18 protein-coding genes are annotated in these 17,780 nt (G+C 62.7%); 15 read left to right on the forward strand and 3 right to left on the reverse strand.

Features of this window, described 5'->3' with window-relative positions:
* Nucleotides 1-97: 97 nt before the first annotated feature.
* The 14 genes from APH27_RS21155 to nuoN all read left to right on the forward strand — a co-directional run bounded on the left by APH27_RS21155 (nt 98) and on the right by nuoN (nt 16,109).
* Complete coding sequence (locus APH27_RS21155) at nt 98-760, forward strand: lysoplasmalogenase (protein WP_177331702.1); 663 nt, start codon at nt 98-100, stop codon at nt 758-760.
* A 381-nt stretch (nt 761-1,141) separates the two neighbouring features.
* The gene (locus APH27_RS21160) at nt 1,142-1,555 is read left to right on the forward strand and encodes an NADH-quinone oxidoreductase subunit A (RefSeq protein ID WP_011534614.1); all 414 of its coding nucleotides are present in this window, start codon (nt 1,142-1,144) and stop codon (nt 1,553-1,555) included.
* Nucleotides 1,556-1,565: 10 nt separating this feature from the next.
* A complete protein-coding gene (locus APH27_RS21165) occupies nt 1,566-2,243 on the forward strand; it encodes an NADH-quinone oxidoreductase subunit B family protein (RefSeq protein ID WP_027920598.1) in 678 nt (225 codons plus the stop codon).
* 79 nt (nt 2,244-2,322) lie between these two features.
* The gene (gene nuoC, locus APH27_RS21170) at nt 2,323-4,104 is read left to right on the forward strand and encodes an NADH-quinone oxidoreductase subunit C/D (protein ID WP_027920599.1); all 1,782 of its coding nucleotides are present in this window, start codon (nt 2,323-2,325) and stop codon (nt 4,102-4,104) included.
* A gap of 2 nt (nt 4,105-4,106) precedes the next feature.
* Nucleotides 4,107-4,604, forward strand: coding sequence for an NADH-quinone oxidoreductase subunit NuoE (gene nuoE, locus APH27_RS21175; RefSeq protein WP_003251433.1), 498 nt, complete (start codon nt 4,107-4,109; stop codon nt 4,602-4,604).
* Nucleotides 4,601-5,965: an NADH-quinone oxidoreductase subunit NuoF gene (gene nuoF / locus APH27_RS21180; protein WP_060485829.1), complete on the forward strand. Its 1,365-nt coding sequence runs from the start codon at nt 4,601-4,603 to the stop codon at nt 5,963-5,965. The genes nuoE and nuoF overlap by 4 nt, the downstream gene beginning before the upstream one ends.
* Before the next feature lie 133 nt (nt 5,966-6,098).
* Nucleotides 6,099-8,813, forward strand: a complete 2,715-nt coding sequence (gene nuoG / locus APH27_RS21185; protein ID WP_027920601.1) for an NADH-quinone oxidoreductase subunit NuoG — start codon at nt 6,099-6,101, stop codon at nt 8,811-8,813.
* Nucleotides 8,810-9,817, forward strand: a complete 1,008-nt coding sequence (gene nuoH / locus APH27_RS21190) for an NADH-quinone oxidoreductase subunit NuoH (protein WP_027920602.1) — start codon at nt 8,810-8,812, stop codon at nt 9,815-9,817. Before nuoG ends, nuoH begins: the two co-directional genes overlap by 4 nt.
* Nucleotides 9,818-9,828: 11 nt before the next feature.
* Entirely contained in the window at nt 9,829-10,377 is a 549-nt protein-coding gene (gene nuoI / locus APH27_RS21195; RefSeq protein ID WP_016488223.1) for an NADH-quinone oxidoreductase subunit NuoI, read from the forward strand.
* A 10-nt stretch (nt 10,378-10,387) separates the two neighbouring features.
* Nucleotides 10,388-10,888: an NADH-quinone oxidoreductase subunit J gene (nuoJ, locus tag APH27_RS21200; protein ID WP_027920603.1), complete on the forward strand. Its 501-nt coding sequence runs from the start codon at nt 10,388-10,390 to the stop codon at nt 10,886-10,888.
* A gap of 3 nt (nt 10,889-10,891) precedes the next feature.
* A complete protein-coding gene (gene nuoK, locus APH27_RS21205; RefSeq protein WP_008096201.1) occupies nt 10,892-11,200 on the forward strand; it encodes an NADH-quinone oxidoreductase subunit NuoK in 309 nt (102 codons plus the stop codon).
* The gene (gene nuoL / locus APH27_RS21210) at nt 11,197-13,050 is read left to right on the forward strand and encodes an NADH-quinone oxidoreductase subunit L (RefSeq protein WP_027920604.1); all 1,854 of its coding nucleotides are present in this window, start codon (nt 11,197-11,199) and stop codon (nt 13,048-13,050) included. The genes nuoK and nuoL overlap by 4 nt, the downstream gene beginning before the upstream one ends.
* Before the next feature lie 49 nt (nt 13,051-13,099).
* On the forward strand, nt 13,100-14,632 hold the full coding sequence (gene nuoM, locus APH27_RS21215) for an NADH-quinone oxidoreductase subunit M (RefSeq protein WP_060485830.1): 1,533 nt from the start codon (nt 13,100-13,102) through the stop codon (nt 14,630-14,632).
* Between the two features lie 7 nt (nt 14,633-14,639).
* Nucleotides 14,640-16,109, forward strand: a complete 1,470-nt coding sequence (nuoN, locus tag APH27_RS21220) for an NADH-quinone oxidoreductase subunit NuoN (RefSeq protein WP_027920606.1) — start codon at nt 14,640-14,642, stop codon at nt 16,107-16,109.
* Nucleotides 16,110-16,152: 43 nt separating this feature from the next.
* Here nuoN and APH27_RS26165 read toward each other — a convergent pair whose 3' ends face one another.
* Nucleotides 16,153-16,455, reverse strand: a complete 303-nt coding sequence (locus tag APH27_RS26165; protein ID WP_081784344.1) for an ogr/Delta-like zinc finger family protein — start codon at nt 16,453-16,455, stop codon at nt 16,153-16,155.
* 201 nt (nt 16,456-16,656) lie between these two features.
* Here APH27_RS26165 and APH27_RS21225 point away from each other — a divergent pair, with 201 nt between their 5' ends.
* The gene (locus tag APH27_RS21225; RefSeq protein ID WP_027920607.1) at nt 16,657-17,043 is read left to right on the forward strand and encodes a helix-turn-helix domain-containing protein; all 387 of its coding nucleotides are present in this window, start codon (nt 16,657-16,659) and stop codon (nt 17,041-17,043) included.
* A gap of 2 nt (nt 17,044-17,045) precedes the next feature.
* On the opposite strand, the gene APH27_RS21230 is transcribed toward APH27_RS21225, so the two are convergent.
* Both APH27_RS21230 and APH27_RS26170 read right to left on the reverse strand, forming a co-directional pair.
* Nucleotides 17,046-17,408 (reverse strand): hypothetical protein, encoded by a 363-nt coding sequence (locus APH27_RS21230; protein ID WP_027920608.1) that lies wholly within the window; start codon nt 17,406-17,408, stop codon nt 17,046-17,048.
* Nucleotides 17,401-17,772, reverse strand: coding sequence for a head completion/stabilization protein (locus tag APH27_RS26170; protein WP_082435229.1), 372 nt, complete (start codon nt 17,770-17,772; stop codon nt 17,401-17,403). Before APH27_RS26170 ends, APH27_RS21230 begins: the two co-directional genes overlap by 8 nt.
* Between the last annotated feature and the right edge of the window lie 8 nt (nt 17,773-17,780).

Here is a 17,780-nt window from a genome sequence, read left to right on the forward strand (position 1 = left end):
ACGCAAGGCCGCTCCTACAAGGATTGCAGCCAACCTGGGAGCAGCAAAAACCGCGATCAAGTCTATGCTTGTGGCAGCACAGCAGCAAGGATCGCCCATGCCCCGCCCAAGCCACCTGATCGTCATCGCCCTGGCCGCCGCTTCTCTCTATATATATGCACTGGCCAGCGACAACACCGTGCTCGGCCTGCTGGCCAAACCCGTCCCGGTACTGGCCCTGATCGCCTGGCTGCGCAGCGCCCCCGCCACACCCTATCGCCGCGGGATCAGCGTCGGCCTGGCTTTCTCGGTGCTCGGCGACATTCTTCTGGCCATCCCCGCTGACCTGTTCGTGTTCGGCCTGGCCGCCTTCCTTTGCGCCCACCTCGCCTACCTGCGCGCCTATTGCGGCCTGACTTTACGCCCCGCCCTGCCCGCACTGCTGTCGAGTGCCATCATCGGCGTCAGCCTGTTCAGCGTGCTTGCCAGCCATGGCCTTGGCCCGCTGCTGCTTCCGGTGTCGGTCTACGCATTGGCGATCAGCGCCATGCTCTGGCGGGCCCTGGCCTGCGGTGGTATCGCCGCGCTCGGCGCCTGCCTGTTCGTGTTCTCTGACAGCCTGATCGGCATTGACCGCTTCGTCAGCCCGTTCGCTGCCGCGCCCTACGTGATCATCCTCGCCTACTGGCTTGGCCAATGGGCGATTGCTTCATCCGTTCGCCATGGCTCAACCGATAAAGTATTGACCCAGAGCGGTGCGCGCGGTGTCGGAAGCTGCTAGAACAGGACTATTTCGCATTTGCAAGTAGGGCAAGCCCGTAAATGAACTTTACAAGGCACAGAACAGACAAATTAGAAGGCATCAGCTCAAATGATATCAATTATCATTACGAAGTTTGTCATTCGTTACCCGTGGCAAGAAACATAATTAACAAAACCGCATGCAATGCCCGAATATCAAGGCTTTCAGCCAGTTAGGAGCGGGATTTGTTCTAAATCCTACGAATAAATTTGCAACGGAAATTTTACTTGCACCGGGTTTACCCATAAAATCAGCGCGATTGATTCAGCTGCGACATTTGGTCACTGCACCTGCGACACCACGTCGCCGCTCTACTTATTTCAGACTGCAGAGCTGGGTCTCTGTATAAGGATCTCTAGCATGTCCGATTCGGCAGGACTCATCGCCCACAACTGGGGCTTTGCCATCTTCCTTCTGGGTGTCGTCGGCCTGTGTGCCTTCATGCTCGGCCTCTCCAGCCTGCTCGGTAGCAAGGCTTGGGGCCGTGCCAAGAACGAACCCTTCGAATCCGGCATGCTGCCCGTCGGCAGCGCCCGCCTGCGCCTGTCCGCCAAATTCTATCTGGTCGCGATGCTGTTCGTGATCTTCGATATCGAAGCCCTCTTCCTGTATGCATGGTCTGTGTCCGTCCGCGAAAGCGGCTGGACCGGATTCGTCGAAGCACTCGTTTTCATAGCAATTCTGTTGGCTGGTCTTGTCTACCTTTGGCGCGTCGGGGCCCTTGACTGGGCTCCCGAAGGTCGCCGCAAGCGGCAAGCGAAGCTGAAACAATGAGGCTTTGGCAATGCAATACAATCTCACCAGAATCGATCCGGATGCGCCCAACGAGCAATACCCGGTAGGTGATCGGGAAACCGTCACCGACCAGTTGCTCGAGGACCAGGTCCACAAGAACATCTTCATGGGCAAGCTTGAAGATGTGATGCGTGGCGCGGTCAACTGGGGTCGCAAGAACTCCCTCTGGCCGTACAACTTCGGCCTGTCCTGCTGCTACGTGGAAATGACCACGGCCTTCACGGCACCCCACGACATCGCCCGCTTCGGCGCCGAAGTCATCCGGGCCTCGCCGCGTCAGGCCGACTTCATGGTCATTGCCGGTACCTGCTTCGTCAAAATGGCGCCGATCATTCAGCGCCTGTACGAGCAGATGCTCGAGCCCAAGTGGGTCATCTCCATGGGTTCGTGCGCCAACTCCGGCGGCATGTACGACATCTACTCGGTCGTTCAGGGGGTCGACAAGTTCCTCCCCGTGGACGTCTACGTGCCTGGCTGCCCGCCGCGCCCTGAGGCTTTCCTGCAAGGCTTGATGCTGCTGCAGGAGTCGATCGGCCAAGAACGACGCCCGCTTTCCTGGGTGGTTGGTGATCAAGGCATCTACCGTGCCGAGATGCCAGCCCAGAAAGACCTGCGTCGCGAACAGCGCATTGCGGTAACCAACCTGCGCAGCCCCGACGAAGTCTGATCCAGCGACCTGCCGCCCGCTCCCGAAGGAGCCGGCGGCCTGGCTTCATTCTTAACGCTGACCCAAAGCGACCGAGACCATGACAGCGGACAACGCTATTTTCATTCCGCCCTACAAGGCTGACGACCAGGATGTGGTCGTCGAACTGCACAACCGTTTTGGCGCCGACGCATTCGTCGCCCAGGAAACCCGCACCGGCATGCCCGTGCTGTGGGTCAAGCGCGCCCAGCTCAAGGAAGTGCTCAGCTTCCTGCGTGGCGTCGCCAAGCCTTACAGCATGCTGTACGACCTTCACGGCGTCGACGAACGCCTGCGCACCCAGCGCCGCGGCCTGCCAGCTGCCGACTTCAGTGTGTTCTACCACCTGCTGTCGGTGGAACGTAACAGCGACGTGATGATCAAGGTGTCGCTCAGCGAAGGCGACCTGAACCTGCCAACCGTCACCGGCATCTGGCCAAACGCCAACTGGTACGAGCGCGAAGTCTGGGACATGTTCGGCATCGACTTCGCCGGCCACCCACACCTCAGCCGCATCATGATGCCGCCGACCTGGGAAGGTCACCCGCTGCGCAAGGACTACCCGGCCCGTGCCACCGAGTTCGACCCCTACAGCCTGACCCTGGCCAAGCAGCAGCTTGAAGAGGAATCGGCGCGCTTCAACCCGGAAGCCTGGGGCATGAAGCGTCAGGGCGCCAACGAGGACTACATGTTCCTCAACCTCGGCCCCAACCACCCTTCGGCCCACGGTGCCTTCCGTATCGTCCTGCAGCTGGACGGTGAAGAGATCGTCGACTGCGTACCGGACATCGGCTACCACCACCGTGGTGCCGAAAAAATGGCCGAGCGCCAGTCCTGGCACAGCTTCATCCCTTACACCGACCGTATCGACTACCTCGGCGGGGTGATGAACAACCTGCCGTACGTGCTCGCGGTCGAGAAGCTGGCCGGCATCCAGGTGCCCCAGAAGGTCGACGTGATCCGTATCATGCTGGCCGAGTTCTTCCGTATCACCAGCCACCTGCTGTTCCTGGGTACCTACATCCAGGACGTCGGCGCAATGACCCCGGTGTTCTTCACCTTCACCGACCGCCAGCGCGCCTACACCGTGATCGAAGCGATCACCGGTTTCCGCCTGCACCCGGCCTGGTACCGCATCGGTGGCGTCGCCCACGACCTGCCGCGCGGCTGGGACAAGCTGGTCAAGGACTTCGTCGAATGGCTGCCCAAGCGCCTCGACGAGTACACCAAGGCTGCCCTGCAGAACAGCATCCTCAAGGGCCGTACCATTGGCGTTGCCGCGTACAACACCAAGGAAGCCCTGGAGTGGGGTACCACCGGCGCCGGCCTGCGCGCCACCGGTTGCGACTTCGACCTGCGTAAAGCCCGCCCTTACTCCGGCTACGAAAACTTCGAGTTCGAAGTACCGCTGGCCCACAACGGCGATGCCTATGATCGCTGCATGGTCCGTGTCGAGGAGATGCGCCAGAGTATCCGCATCATCGACCAGTGCCTGCGCAACATGCCGGAAGGCCCGTACAAGGCGGACCACCCGCTGACCACGCCGCCGCCGAAAGAGCGCACCCTGCAGCACATCGAGACCCTGATCACGCACTTCCTGCAAGTCTCGTGGGGCCCGGTCATGCCGGCCAACGAGTCGTTCCAGATGATCGAGGCCACCAAGGGCATCAACAGTTACTACCTGACGAGCGATGGCGGCACCATGAGCTACCGCACCCGGATCCGTACCCCGAGCTACCCGCACCTGCAGCAGATCCCTTCTGTGATCAAAGGCAGCATGGTCGCCGACCTCATTGCGTACCTGGGCAGTATCGACTTCGTTATGGCTGACGTGGACCGCTAAGCATGAACAGCACGCTTATCCAGACAGACCGTTTCGCCCTGAGCGAAACCGAGCGCTCGGCCATCGAGCACGAAATGCATCACTACGAGGACCCGCGCGCGGCGTCCATCGAGGCTTTGAAGATCGTCCAGAAGGAACGTGGCTGGGTGCCGGACGGCGCCATTCATGCCATCGGCGAAGTGCTGGGCATCCCGGCCAGCGACGTCGAAGGTGTGGCCACGTTCTACAGCCAGATCTTCCGTCAGCCTGTTGGCCGCCACATCATCCGTGTGTGCGACAGCATGGTCTGCTACATCGGTGGCCACGAATCCGTGGTCAGCCAGATCCAGAGCGAGCTGGGTATCGGCCTCGGCCAGACCACCGCGGACGGGCGCTTTACCCTGCTACCGGTGTGCTGCCTGGGCAACTGCGACAAAGCCCCGGCGCTGATGATCGATGACGACACCTTCGGTGACGTGCAGCCGGCTGGCGTTTCCAAACTGCTGGAGGGTTACGTATGACCATTACTTCCTTCGGCCCGGCCAACCGCATCGCGCGTTCGGCCGAAACCCACCCGCTGACCTGGCGCCTGCGTGATGACGGCGAGCCCGTCTGGCTGGCCGAGTACGCGTCGAAGAACGGCTATGCCGCCGCGCGCAAGGCGCTGGCAGACATGTCCGCTGACGACATCGTGCAAAGCGTCAAGGACTCTGGCCTCAAGGGCCGTGGCGGTGCAGGCTTCCCCACTGGCGTGAAGTGGGGCCTGATGCCCAAAGACGAATCCATGAACATCCGCTACCTGCTGTGCAACGCGGACGAAATGGAGCCGAACACCTGGAAGGACCGCATGCTGATGGAGCAACAGCCCCATCTGCTGGTCGAGGGCATGCTGATCAGCGCCCGCGCCCTGAAGGCCTACCGTGGCTACATCTTCCTGCGTGGCGAGTACACCACCGCGGCGAAGAACCTCAACCGTGCCATCGATGAAGCCAAGGCCGCAGGCCTGCTGGGCAAGAACATCCTGGGCAGCGGTTTTGACTTCGAGCTGTTCGTGCACACCGGTGCCGGGCGCTACATCTGCGGTGAAGAAACCGCACTGATCAACTCGCTGGAAGGCCGCCGCGCCAACCCGCGCTCCAAGCCGCCCTTCCCGGCCGCCGTTGGTGTGTGGGGCAAGCCGACTTGCGTGAACAACGTCGAAACCCTGTGCAACGTGCCAGCCATCGTTGCCAACGGCAACGACTGGTACAAGTCGCTGGCCCGTGAAGGCAGCGAAGACCACGGCACCAAACTGATGGGCTTCTCCGGCAAGGTGAAGAACCCGGGCCTGTGGGAACTGCCGTTCGGCGTCACCGCCCGCGAGCTGTTCGAAGACTACGCCGGCGGCATGCGCGATGGCTTCAAGCTCAAGTGCTGGCAGCCAGGCGGCGCCGGTACCGGTTTCCTGCTGCCCGAGCACCTCGACGCACAGATGTACGCCGGTGGCATCGCCAAGGTCGGCACGCGTATGGGTACCGGCCTTGCCATGGCGGTCGACGACAGCGTCAACATGGTCTCGCTGCTGCGCAACATGGAAGAGTTCTTCGCACGCGAATCGTGCGGCTGGTGCACCCCATGCCGTGACGGCTTGCCGTGGAGCGTGAAGATGCTGCGCGCACTGGAGAAAGGCCAGGGCCGCGCCGAAGACATCGAGACGCTGCTGGGGCTGGTCAACTTCCTCGGCCCAGGCCGTACCTTCTGTGCTCACGCACCAGGTGCCGTCGAGCCATTGGGCAGCGCCATCAAATACTTCCGGTCCGAGTTCGAGGCCGGTGTCGCCCCAGCAAGCGCTGCCGACACCCTGCGCCCTAACCTGGCCAAGCCGATCGTGGTCGGCGCATAACAAGATGATTAAGCGGGTGGTCCGTGCCACTCGCCAGCTTGCCGGCAGGCCCGATTCGTTCGCGGCGTGTCGCAAGCTCACCGATTTCCATTAGCCACGCCCGCTCACGCGGGCCAACGAAGAACTTTGAACAATGGCCACTATCCACGTAGACGGCAAAGCGCTCGAAGTCAACGGTGCAGACAACCTGTTACAGGCTTGTCTGTCGCTCGGCCTCGACATCCCTTATTTCTGCTGGCACCCGGCGCTCGGTAGCGTCGGCGCCTGCCGGCAGTGTGCGGTCAAGCAGTACACCGACGAGAACGACACCCGTGGTCGTATCGTCATGTCCTGCATGACCCCTGCCTCCGACGGCACCTGGATCTCCATCGACGATGACGAGTCCAAGGCGTTCCGCGCCAGCGTCGTCGAATGGCTGATGACCAACCACCCGCACGACTGCCCGGTGTGCGAGGAAGGCGGTCACTGCCACCTGCAGGACATGACGGTAATGACCGGCCACAACGAGCGCCGCTACCGTTTCACCAAGCGTACCCACCAGAACCAGGACCTCGGCCCGTTCATCGCCCATGAGATGAACCGCTGCATCGCCTGCTACCGCTGCGTGCGTTACTACAAGGACTATGCCGGTGGTACCGACCTGGGCGTGTACGGCGCCCACGACAACGTGTACTTCGGCCGCGTCGAAGACGGCGTGCTGGAAAGCGAGTTCTCCGGCAACCTGACCGAGGTCTGCCCGACCGGCGTGTTCACCGACAAGACCCACTCCGAGCGCTACAACCGCAAGTGGGACATGCAGTTCGCCCCAAGCATCTGCCACGGCTGCTCCAGCGGCTGCAACATCAGCCCGGGTGAACGCTACGGCGAACTTCGTCGGGTCGAAAACCGCTTCAACGGCTCGGTCAACCAGTACTTCCTGTGCGACCGCGGCCGCTTCGGCTACGGCTACGTCAACCGCAAGGACCGCCCGCGCCAGCCACACTTGGCCGACGGCACCAAGCTGGGCCTGGACGCTGCCCTGGACAAGGCCGCCGACCTGCTGCGCGGCCGTACCATCGTCGGCATCGGCTCGCCACGCGCCAGCCTCGAAAGCAACTACGGCCTGCGTGAGCTGGTCGGCGCCGACTACTTCTACTCCGGTATGGAAGAAGGCGAACTGGCCCGCGTGCGCCTGGCACTGAACGTGCTGAACAACAGCCCGCTGCCGGTGCCGACCCTGCGCGACATCGAAGACCACGACGCCGTGTTCGTGCTCGGTGAAGACCTGACCCAGACCGCTGCCCGTGTGGCGCTGTCCGTGCGCCAGGCCACCAAAGGCAAGGCCGAGGCCATGGCCGAAGCGATGAAAGTGCAGCCTTGGCTGGACGCCGCCGTGAAGAACATCGGCCAGCACGCACTGTACCCGCTGTTCATCGCCTCGCTGGCTGAAACCAAGCTGGACGACGTCGCCGAAGAATGCGTACACGCCGCCCCGGCCGACCTGGCCCGCATCGGTTTCGCCGTGGCCCACGCCATCGACCCGAGCGCACCGGCTGTTGCCGGCCTGGACGACGAAGCCAAGGCCCTGGCCCAGCGCATCGCCGACGCCCTGGTCGCGGCCAAGCGCCCGCTGGTGGTTGCCGGTACTTCGCTGGCCGACCCTGCGCTGATCGAAGCCGCCGCCAACATCGCCAAGGCCCTGAAGCTGCGCGAGAAGAACGGCTCGCTGAGCCTGGTGGTGCCTGAGGCCAACAGCCTGGGCATGGCCATGTTGGGTGGCGAGTCGGTCGATGCTGCGCTGGACGCCGTCATCAGCGGCAAGGCCGACGCCATCGTCGTGCTGGAAAACGACCTGTACGCCCGCGTACCAGCTGCCAAGGTCGATGCAGCCCTGGCCGCGGCCAAGGTAGTGATCGTCGCCGACCACTCCAAGACCGCCACTGTCGATCGCGCCCATCTGGTACTGCCGGCGGCCTCGTTCGCCGAAGGCGACGGTACTCTGGTCAGCCAGGAAGGCCGCGCCCAGCGCTTCTTCCAGGTGTTCGACCCGCAGTACCTGGACAGCAGCATCCTGGTTCACGAAGGCTGGCGCTGGATGCACGCCCTGCGTGCCACCTTGCTGAACAAGCCGGTCGACTGGACCCAGCTGGACCACGTCACCAGCGCCTGCGCCGAAGCCGCGCCGCAACTGGCCGGTATCATCAACGCCGCCCCAAGCGCCGCGTTCCGCATCAAGGGCATGAAGCTTGCCCGTGAGCCGCTGCGCTACTCGGGCCGTACCGCCATGCGCGCCAATATCAGCGTGCACGAGCCGCGTACGCCGCAGGACAAGGACACCGCGTTCGCCTTCTCCATGGAAGGCTACTCGGGCTCGGCCGAACCGCGCCAGCAGGTGCCGTTCGCCTGGTCGCCGGGCTGGAACTCGCCGCAAGCCTGGAACAAGTTCCAGGACGAGGTCGGTGGCCACCTGCGTGCCGGTGACCCGGGCGTTCGTCTGATCGAATCGCAAGGTGATCGCCTGAACTGGTTCAACGCCATCCCCGGCGCGTTCAACCCGGCCCGTGGCACCTGGACTGCGGTACCGTTCTTCCACTTGTTCGGCAGCGAAGAAAGCTCCTCGCGCGCCGCCCCGGTGCAAGAGCGCATCCCGGCCGCCTACGTCGGCCTGGCCAAGTCCGAAGCCGACCGCCTGGGTGTCAACGACGGCGCGCTGCTGAGCCTGAACGTGGCCGGTGTGGCCCTGCGCCTGCCGCTGCGCATCAATGAAGAACTGGGCGCTGGCCTGGTTGCGTTGCCCAAAGGCCTGGCCGGCATTCCGCCTGCCATCTTCGGTGCATCCGTCGAAGGTCTGCAGGAGGCAGCACAATGAGCTGGTTCACCCCCGAAGTGATCGATGTGATCCTCACCGTGGTCCGGGCCGTTGTGGTCCTGCTTGCGGTGGTGGTCTGCGGCGCGCTGCTCAGCTTCGTCGAGCGGCGCCTGCTGGGCTGGTGGCAGGACCGTTACGGTCCGAACCGCGTCGGCCCGTTCGGCATGTTCCAGATCGCTGCCGACATGCTGAAGATGTTCTTCAAGGAAGACTGGAACCCGCCCTTCGTCGATCGCATGATCTTCACCCTGGCGCCGGTCGTGGCCATGAGTGCACTGCTGATCGCCTTCTGCGTAATCCCGATCACCCCGCTGTGGGGCGTCGCCGACCTGAACATCGGCCTGCTGTTCTTCTTCGCCATGGCCGGCCTGTCGGTCTACGCGGTGCTGTTCGCCGGCTGGTCGTCGAACAACAAGTACGCCCTGCTGGGCAGCTTGCGTGCCTCGGCACAGACCGTGTCGTACGAAGTGTTCCTGGGCCTGGCGCTGATGGGCGTGGTGGTGCAGGTGGGTTCGTTCAACATGCGCGACATCGTTGAATACCAGGCACAGAACCTGTGGTTCATCATTCCGCAGTTCTTCGGCTTCTGCACCTTCTTCATCGCTGGCGTCGCCGTGACTCACCGTCACCCGTTCGACCAGCCAGAAGCGGAGCAGGAACTGGCCGACGGCTACCACATCGAGTACGCCGGCATGAAATGGGGCATGTTCTTTGTCGGTGAGTACATCGGCATCATCCTCATCTCGGCGCTGCTGGTGACCCTGTTCTTCGGCGGCTGGCACGGCCCGTTCGGCATCCTGCCGCAACTGTCGTTCCTGTGGTTCGCCCTGAAGACCGCGTTCTTCATCATGCTGTTCATCCTGCTGCGCGCCTCGATCCCGCGCCCACGCTATGACCAGGTGATGGACTTCAGCTGGAAGTTCTGCCTGCCGCTGACCCTGATCAATTTGCTGGTGACCGCTGCGATCGTGCTCTACAACACGCCAGCCGTCGCGGCCCAGTGAGGATTTGACCCATGTTCAAGTATATCGGCGACATCGTTAAGGGCACCGGCACCCAGCTGCGCAGCCTGGCAATGGTGTTCTCCCACGGGTTCCGCAAGCGCGACACCCTGCAGTACCCCGAAGAACCTGTGTACCTGCCGCCGCGCTACCGCGGCCGCATCGTCCTCACCCGCGACCCCGATGGCGAGGAACGCTGCGTAGCGTGCAACCTCTGCGCGGTGGCCTGCCCGGTCGGCTGCATCTCGCTGCAGAAGGCCGAAACCGAGGACGGCCGCTGGTACCCGGAATTCTTCCGCATCAACTTCTCGCGCTGCATCTTCTGTGGCCTGTGTGAAGAGGCGTGCCCGACCACCGCGATCCAGCTGACTCCGGATTTCGAAATGGCCGAGTTCAAGCGTCAGGACCTGGTGTACGAGAAAGAAGATCTGCTGATCTCCGGCCCCGGCAAGAACCCTGACTACAACTTCTACCGTGTTGCGGGTATGGCAATCGCTGGCAAGCCGAAGGGCGCTGCACAGAACGAAGCCGAGCCGATCAACGTGAAGAGCTTGCTCCCATAAGGACAGAAAGATGGAATTCGCTTTCTACTTCGCATCCGGGATCGCCGTGGTCTCCACCCTTCGGGTGGTGACGGGCACCAACCCCGTGCACGCCTTGCTTTACCTGATCATCTCGCTGATTTCCGTAGCGATGATCTTCTTCGCCCTGGGTGCGCCGTTCGCCGGCGCCCTGGAAGTGATCGCCTACGCCGGCGCCATCATGGTGCTGTTCGTGTTCGTGGTGATGATGCTCAACCTCGGGCCGGCTTCGGTCGCCCAGGAGAGGGGCTGGCTCAAGCCCGGCATCTGGGCCGGGCCGGTGATCCTTGCCGCCCTGCTGCTGCTGGAGCTGCTGTACGTGCTGTTCGTCTCCCCTAGCGGCGCGGCCATCAGCGGTACCACCGTCAGCCCGAAAGAAGTGGGTATCAGCCTGTTCGGCCCGTACCTGCTGGTGGTCGAACTGGCATCGATGCTGCTGCTGGCTGCAGCCGTCACCGCCTTCCACCTGGGCCGCAACGAGGCGAAGGAGTAAATCATGGGTGCTATCCCTCTCGAGCATGGTCTGGCAGTCGCCGGCATCCTGTTCTGCTTAGGTCTGGTTGGCCTGATGGTCCGCCGCAACATCCTCTTCGTGCTCATGAGCCTGGAAGTCATGATGAACGCCTCTGCCCTGGCGTTCATCGTCGCCGGTGCCCGCTGGGTCCAGCCCGACGGCCAGGTGATGTTCATTCTGGTGATCAGCCTGGCAGCCGCCGAGGCCAGCATTGGCCTGGCGATCCTGCTGCAGCTGTATCGCCGCTTCCACACTCTCGACATCGATGCTGCCAGTGAGATGCGCGGATGAACCTTCTCTTCCTGACTTTCGTCTTCCCCCTCGTCGGCTTCCTGCTGCTGTCGTTCTCGCGCGGGCGGTTCTCGGAGAACCTGTCCGCCCTGATCGGCGTCGGCTCGGTGGGCCTCTCGGCCGCCACCGCTGCCTACGTCATCTGGCAATTCAACGTCGCCCCGCCTGAGGGCGGCGCGTACAGCCAGCTGCTGTGGCAGTGGATGTCGGTGGACGGCTTCGCGCCGAACTTCACCCTGTACCTGGACGGCCTGTCGGTGACCATGCTTGGCGTGGTGACCGGTGTCGGTTTCCTGATCCACCTGTTCGCGTCCTGGTACATGCGCGGCGAAGCCGGTTACTCGCGCTTCTTCTCGTACACCAACCTGTTCATCGCCAGCATGCTGTTCCTGATCCTCGGCGATAACCTGCTGTTCATCTACTTCGGCTGGGAAGGCGTGGGCCTGTGCTCGTACCTGTTGATCGGTTTCTACTACAGCAACCGCAACAACGGTAACGCGGCACTCAAGGCGTTCATCGTCACCCGGATCGGCGACGTGTTCATGGCCATCGGCCTGTTCATCCTGTTCGCCCAGCTGGGTACCCTGAACGTGCAGGAACTGCTGGTGCTGGCACCGCAGAAGTTCCAGGCTGGCGACACTTGGATGGTGCTGGCAACCCTGATGCTGCTGGGTGGTGCGGTCGGTAAATCGGCCCAGCTGCCACTGCAGACCTGGCTGGCCGACGCGATGGCAGGCCCGACGCCGGTTTCGGCACTGATCCACGCGGCAACCATGGTAACTGCGGGCGTGTACCTGATCGCCCGTACCAACGGCCTGTTCCTGCTGGCGCCGGACATCCTGCACCTGGTCGGCGTCGTCGGTGGCGTGACCCTGGTACTGGCCGGCTTCGCCGCGCTGGTGCAGACCGACATCAAGCGTATCCTCGCCTACTCGACCATGAGCCAGATCGGCTACATGTTCCTGGCCCTGGGCGTGGGTGCCTGGGACGCGGCGATCTTCCACCTGATGACCCACGCCTTCTTCAAGGCCCTGCTGTTCCTGGCCTCCGGTGCAGTGATCGTTGCCTGCCACCACGAGCAGAACATCTTCAAGATGGGCGGCCTGTGGAAGAAACTGCCACTGGCCTACGCCAGCTTCGTGGTGGGTGGCGCTGCCCTGGCAGCCCTGCCGATCGTGACCGTGGGCTTCTACTCCAAGGACGAAATCCTCTGGGAGGCCTTCGCCAGCGGTAACACCGGCCTGCTGTACGCCGGCCTGGTCGGCGCGTTCATGACGTCGCTGTACACCTTCCGCCTGATCTTCATCGCCTTCCACGGCGAAGCGAAGACCGAAGCCCATGCTGGCCACGGCATCAGCCACTGGCTGCCGCTGGGTGTGCTGATCGTGCTGTCGACCTTCGTCGGCGCCTGGATCACCCCACCGCTGGCAGGCGTACTGCCAGAGAGCGCCGGCCATGCCGGAGGCGAAGCCAAGCACGCGCTGGAGATCACCTCGGGTGCCATCGCCATCGCCGGTATCCTGCTGTCGGCCATGCTGTTCCTCGGCAAGCGCCGCCTGGTCAGCGCGATCGCCAACAGTGGCATCGGTCGCGTCCTGTCGGCTTGGTGGTTCGCCGCCTGGGGCTTCGACTGGATCTACGACAAGCTGTTCGTCAAACCTTACCTGCTGATCAGCCACATCCTGCGCAAGGATCCGGTTGACCGCAGCATCGGCCTCATCCCTCGCATGGCTCGCGGCGGCCACGTCGCCATGAGCAAGACCGAGACCGGTCAGCTGCGCTGGTACACCGCTTCTATCGCCGTTGGCGCAGTGCTGGTACTCGGCGCTGTAGTAGTGGCAGCGGTATGACCATGAACTTTGCGAACCTTGCGACTCTGCGAAAGGAAACGAACCCGTCATGATTTTGCCTTGGCTGATCCTGATCCCCTTCATCGGCGGCTTCCTGTGCTGGCTGGGTGAGCGCTTCGGCGCCACCCTGCCGCGCTGGATTGCACTGCTGACCATGTCCCTGCTGCTCGGCATCGGCCTTTGGCTGTGGGCTCACGGCGACTACACCCTCGCCCCTGCTCCGGGCGCCGAGCCTGCCTGGGCCCTGGAATACAAAGTCCAGTGGATCCAGCGCTTCGGCATCAGCATCCACCTGGCCCTCGATGGCCTGTCGCTGCTGATGATCCTGCTCACCGGCCTGCTCGGTGTGCTGTCGGTACTGTGCTCCTGGAAAGAAATCCAGCGCCACGTCGGCTTCTTCCACCTCAACCTGATGTGGATCCTTGGCGGCGTGGTCGGTGTGTTCCTGGCCCTGGACCTGTTCCTGTTCTTCTTCTTCTGGGAAATGATGCTGGTGCCGATGTACTTCCTCATCGCGCTCTGGGGTCACAGCTCGGCAGATGGCAAGAAGACCCGGATCTACGCGGCGACCAAGTTCTTCATCTTCACCCAGGCCAGCGGCCTGATCATGCTGGTAGCGATCCTTGGCCTGGTGCTGGTCAACTACACCAACACCGGGGTGATCACCTTCAACTACAGCGACCTGCTCAAGGCCGACCTGCCGGCCGGTACCGAGTACCTGCTGATGCTGGGCTTCTTCATCGCCTTCGCGGTGAAGCTGCCGGTGGTACCGTTCCACTCCTGGCTGCCTGACGCTCACGCCCAGGCACCGACCGCAGGTTCCGTGGACCTGGCCGGTATCTTGCTGAAGACCGCGGCCTACGGCCTGCTGCGCTTCGCCCTGCCGCTGTTCCCGAACGCCTCGGCCGAGTTCGCGCCGATCGCCATGACCCTGGGCCTGATCGGTATCTTCTACGGTGCCTTCCTGGCCTTTGCGCAAACCGACATCAAGCGCCTGATCGCCTTCTCCAGCGTCTCGCACATGGGCTTCGTGCTGATCGGTATCTACTCCGGCAGCCAGCAGGCCCTGCAAGGCGCGGTGATCCAGATGCTGGCCCACGGCCTGTCGGCTGCCGCGCTGTTCATCCTGTCCGGCCAGCTGTACGAGCGCCTGCACACCCGCGACATGCGTCAGATGGGTGGCCTGTGGCACCGCATCGCCTACCTGCCGGCCATCAGCCTGTTCTTCGCGGCGGCATCGCTGGGCCTGCCAGGCACCGGCAACTTTGTCGGCGAGTTCCTGATCCTGATCGGCAGCTTCATGCATGTACCGTGGATCACCGTGATCGCCACCACCGGCCTGGTGTTCGGTTCGGTTTACTCGCTGATCATGATCCACCGTGCCTACTTCGGCCCAGCCAAGTCCGACACCGTGCTGGCCGGCATGGACGGTCGCGAGCTGATCATGGTCCTCGGCCTTGCCGGGCTGCTGATCCTGCTGGGCGTGTATCCACAGCCGTTCCTCGACACCTCTGCCGCCACCATGAGTGGTGTGCAGCAGTGGCTCGGTTCCGCTTTCACTCAACTCGCTTCGGCCCGGTAAGAGCGCTATGGAATTCACCACTCAACACTTCATCGCATTGGCGCCGATGCTGATCACCACCCTCACCACGGTGGTGGTGATGCTGGCGATCGCCTGGAAGCGCAACCACTCGCAGACCTTCCTGCTGTCCACCGTGGGCCTGAACCTGGCCCTGCTGTCGATTCTGCCGGCGCTGAAAGTCGCGCCACTGGCGGTCACCTCGCTGGTTACCATCGACAAGTTCGCCTGCCTGTACATGGCGATCATCCTGGTTGCCACGCTGGCCTGCGTCACCCTCGCCCACGCCTACCTCGGCGAAGGCTCCAAGGGCTTCCCGGGCAACCGTGAAGAGCTGTACCTGCTGCTGCTGATGTCCGCCCTCGGTGGCCTGGTGCTGGTCAGCGCCAACCACCTGGCCGGCCTGTTCATCGGCCTGGAGCTGCTGTCGGTACCGGTCTACGGCCTGGTGGCGTATGCCTTCTTCAACAAGCGCTCGCTGGAAGCCGGCATCAAGTACATGGTGCTGTCGGCCGCCGGCTCCGCCTTCCTGCTGTTCGGCATGGCCCTGCTGTACGCCGACGCTGGCAGCCTGACCTTCGACCAGCTGGGCAAGGCCCTGGCCACTACCAGCATGCCGAGCCTGCTGGCCCAGCTGGGCCTGGGCATGATGCTGGTCGGCCTGGCCTTCAAGCTGTCGCTGGTACCGTTCCACCTGTGGACCCCGGACGTGTACGAAGGCGCCCCGGCGCCGGTTGCCGCGTTCCTGGCCACCGCCAGCAAGGTTGCCGTGTTCGCCGTGGTCGTGCGCCTGTTCATGCTCTCCCCTGCTGCCAGCAGCGGCGTACTGAGCACCGTACTGGCCGTGATTGCAGTCGCCTCGATCCTGATCGGTAACCTGCTGGCGCTGACCCAGAGCAACCTCAAGCGCCTGCTCGGTTACTCGTCCATTGCCCACTTCGGCTATCTGGTCATCGCCCTGGTTGCCAGCAAGGGCCTGGCCATGGAAGCCATGGGCGTGTACCTGGTCACCTATGTGATCACCAGCCTCGGCGCCTTCGGTGTCATCACCCTGATGTCCTCGCCTTACGGCGGCCGTGACGCCGATGCACTGTACGAATACCGCGGCCTTTTCTGGCGCCGTCCGTACCTGACTGCGGTACTGACCGTGATGATGCTGTCGCTGGCAGGCATTCCGCTGACCGCTGGCTTCATCGGCAAGTTCTACATCATCGCCACCGGCGTCGAGTCGCAGCTGTGGTGGCTGGTCGGTGCGCTGGTGATCGGTAGCGCCATCGGCGTGTACTACTACCTGCGCGTCATGGTCACCCTGTACCTGGTCGAGCCGAACCTGCGTCGCCACGACGCCCCACTGAAGTGGGAACAGCGCACCGGCGGCGTGATGCTGCTGGCCATCGCCATTCTGGCCTTCGTCCTGGGTGTGTACCCGCAGCCGCTGCTGGACCTGGTTCAGCACGCAGGCCTGCAACTGCTCGGCTGATCGCAGCTTAAGTAAAAACACCCCGCACATGCGGGGTGTTTTTTTATCTGTGCCTGGTGGCCGCCTGCGAAGGCTTTCCCAAACGCGGGCGACTCGGTGCCCCCTCATCACGTGCCAAAGCAGACTTGCGCAATTCCTTGCCGGCAGATGGCAGCTGTACTTCCGGGTTGGGCATGCCACTGGGTGAAAGTTCGTGGGTCATTTCAAACTCCGCCCTCACCGACCAGCCGCAAGCCTCATTGATACATTGCAAGTAGGCCACGCGCAAAAAGATATGCCGACCCTCACTGGTGCGAATGCGCATACGGCTGTTGCAGTGCGGGCAGACCAGTTTGTAAGTACTCACACAACATACCTGCCAGCGCTGCTTGAAAAAATTAGCCGTAAGAAAAGGCCGCCAGTGTGCTGCGTATTAGCTACGGTCATAGAAAGGTTTTTCATCAAAGTACTTCTCATGCCAAGATATCTCCTCAAATCGAATGGCTAGTATTCATAACGAGTATTTTAAGCCCAGAGAATGTCGTTAAACCAGTCATGGATATTTGTTATGAATAGCCAATTGCTTACACCGGTGCTGGCGCGCCTGAAGCTTCTTACCGGCTCCGAGACTGACGTTCAGTTGGCAAGAGCCATGAAAGTCAGCCCACAGACACTGAGCAGCTGGAAAGTTCGCGACAGCATTCCATATTCACTTTGCGTAGACCTGGCCAGTCAGCATGGCTGCTCGCTGGATTGGCTCCTCCTGGGTAAGCAAGATGACAGCCTTGCTGTGCAAAGCCAGAACGACTGGGAGAGCGACATGCTCGGCCGCCTGCGCGAGCTTTCCCACACAGACCGCCAGTCGGTACAACTGCATATCGAGGACAAGCAACGTATCCGTCAGCTCGAGCGACAACTGCAGGATCTGGCCAAGCGCAGCTCTGCGGCACAGTAACGTCAGCCTCGGCGGCGCCAGCGCTGGATGACCTCGCGCAGGTCCACCGAGTCCAGCCATACCAGCACCTTCAAGGTTATCGGTATAACCACTACCGCAGCGGCAAACGCGGCCATGCCACGCGACAACATCGGCGCCAGCGCATGCAGCAGTGGCTCGAACAGGTAGCCGACCCCCAGGGTCAGGAATACCAGCAAGACCTGCTTGCGGGCCGACAGGCGCCTGCGAGATACGATGATGAGTCGATCCCGGGCGGCGCTCACCAACAGTGCCCCCAACAGTGCGCCGAACAGGGCCCTGCCCTCGGTGTCCAGCAATTCGTAGAATGCAGCGATGGCGGCCTCCACCAGATAGGACTCATCCATGCTCAGCCCCTCCGCCCGCTGCCGGCCCTGCCTGCAGGTTGAGCCTCACCGCAGCCGCGATGAAATATCGGTAGCAGACCGACAGGGCCCGTCCGCTGGCATGACCTGCGACATCTTCAAGGCGCCGGTAACCACGGCTACGCAGTGCAATGCGCCAGCTCGCGAACTCTCTGGCGGCATCTATCGCGGCGCAGCGCATGGCCAATGCAAGGCGAGCCTCACTGACATTTTCGTCAAGGTGCAGGCGTTCGCGTAACACATTCAGTTCGATGCGTGGCCAGAATGGATCGTGACAATCGGGAAACCGTGAAGCCTTGGAAAAAGGCGCGATCCGTGATTGCGGGGTCAGGTGACCATCATGCATATCGCCCC

The organism is Pseudomonas sp. NBRC 111123, from assembly GCF_001320205.1.
Classification (GTDB): Bacteria; Pseudomonadota; Gammaproteobacteria; order Pseudomonadales; family Pseudomonadaceae; genus Aquipseudomonas; species Aquipseudomonas putida_J.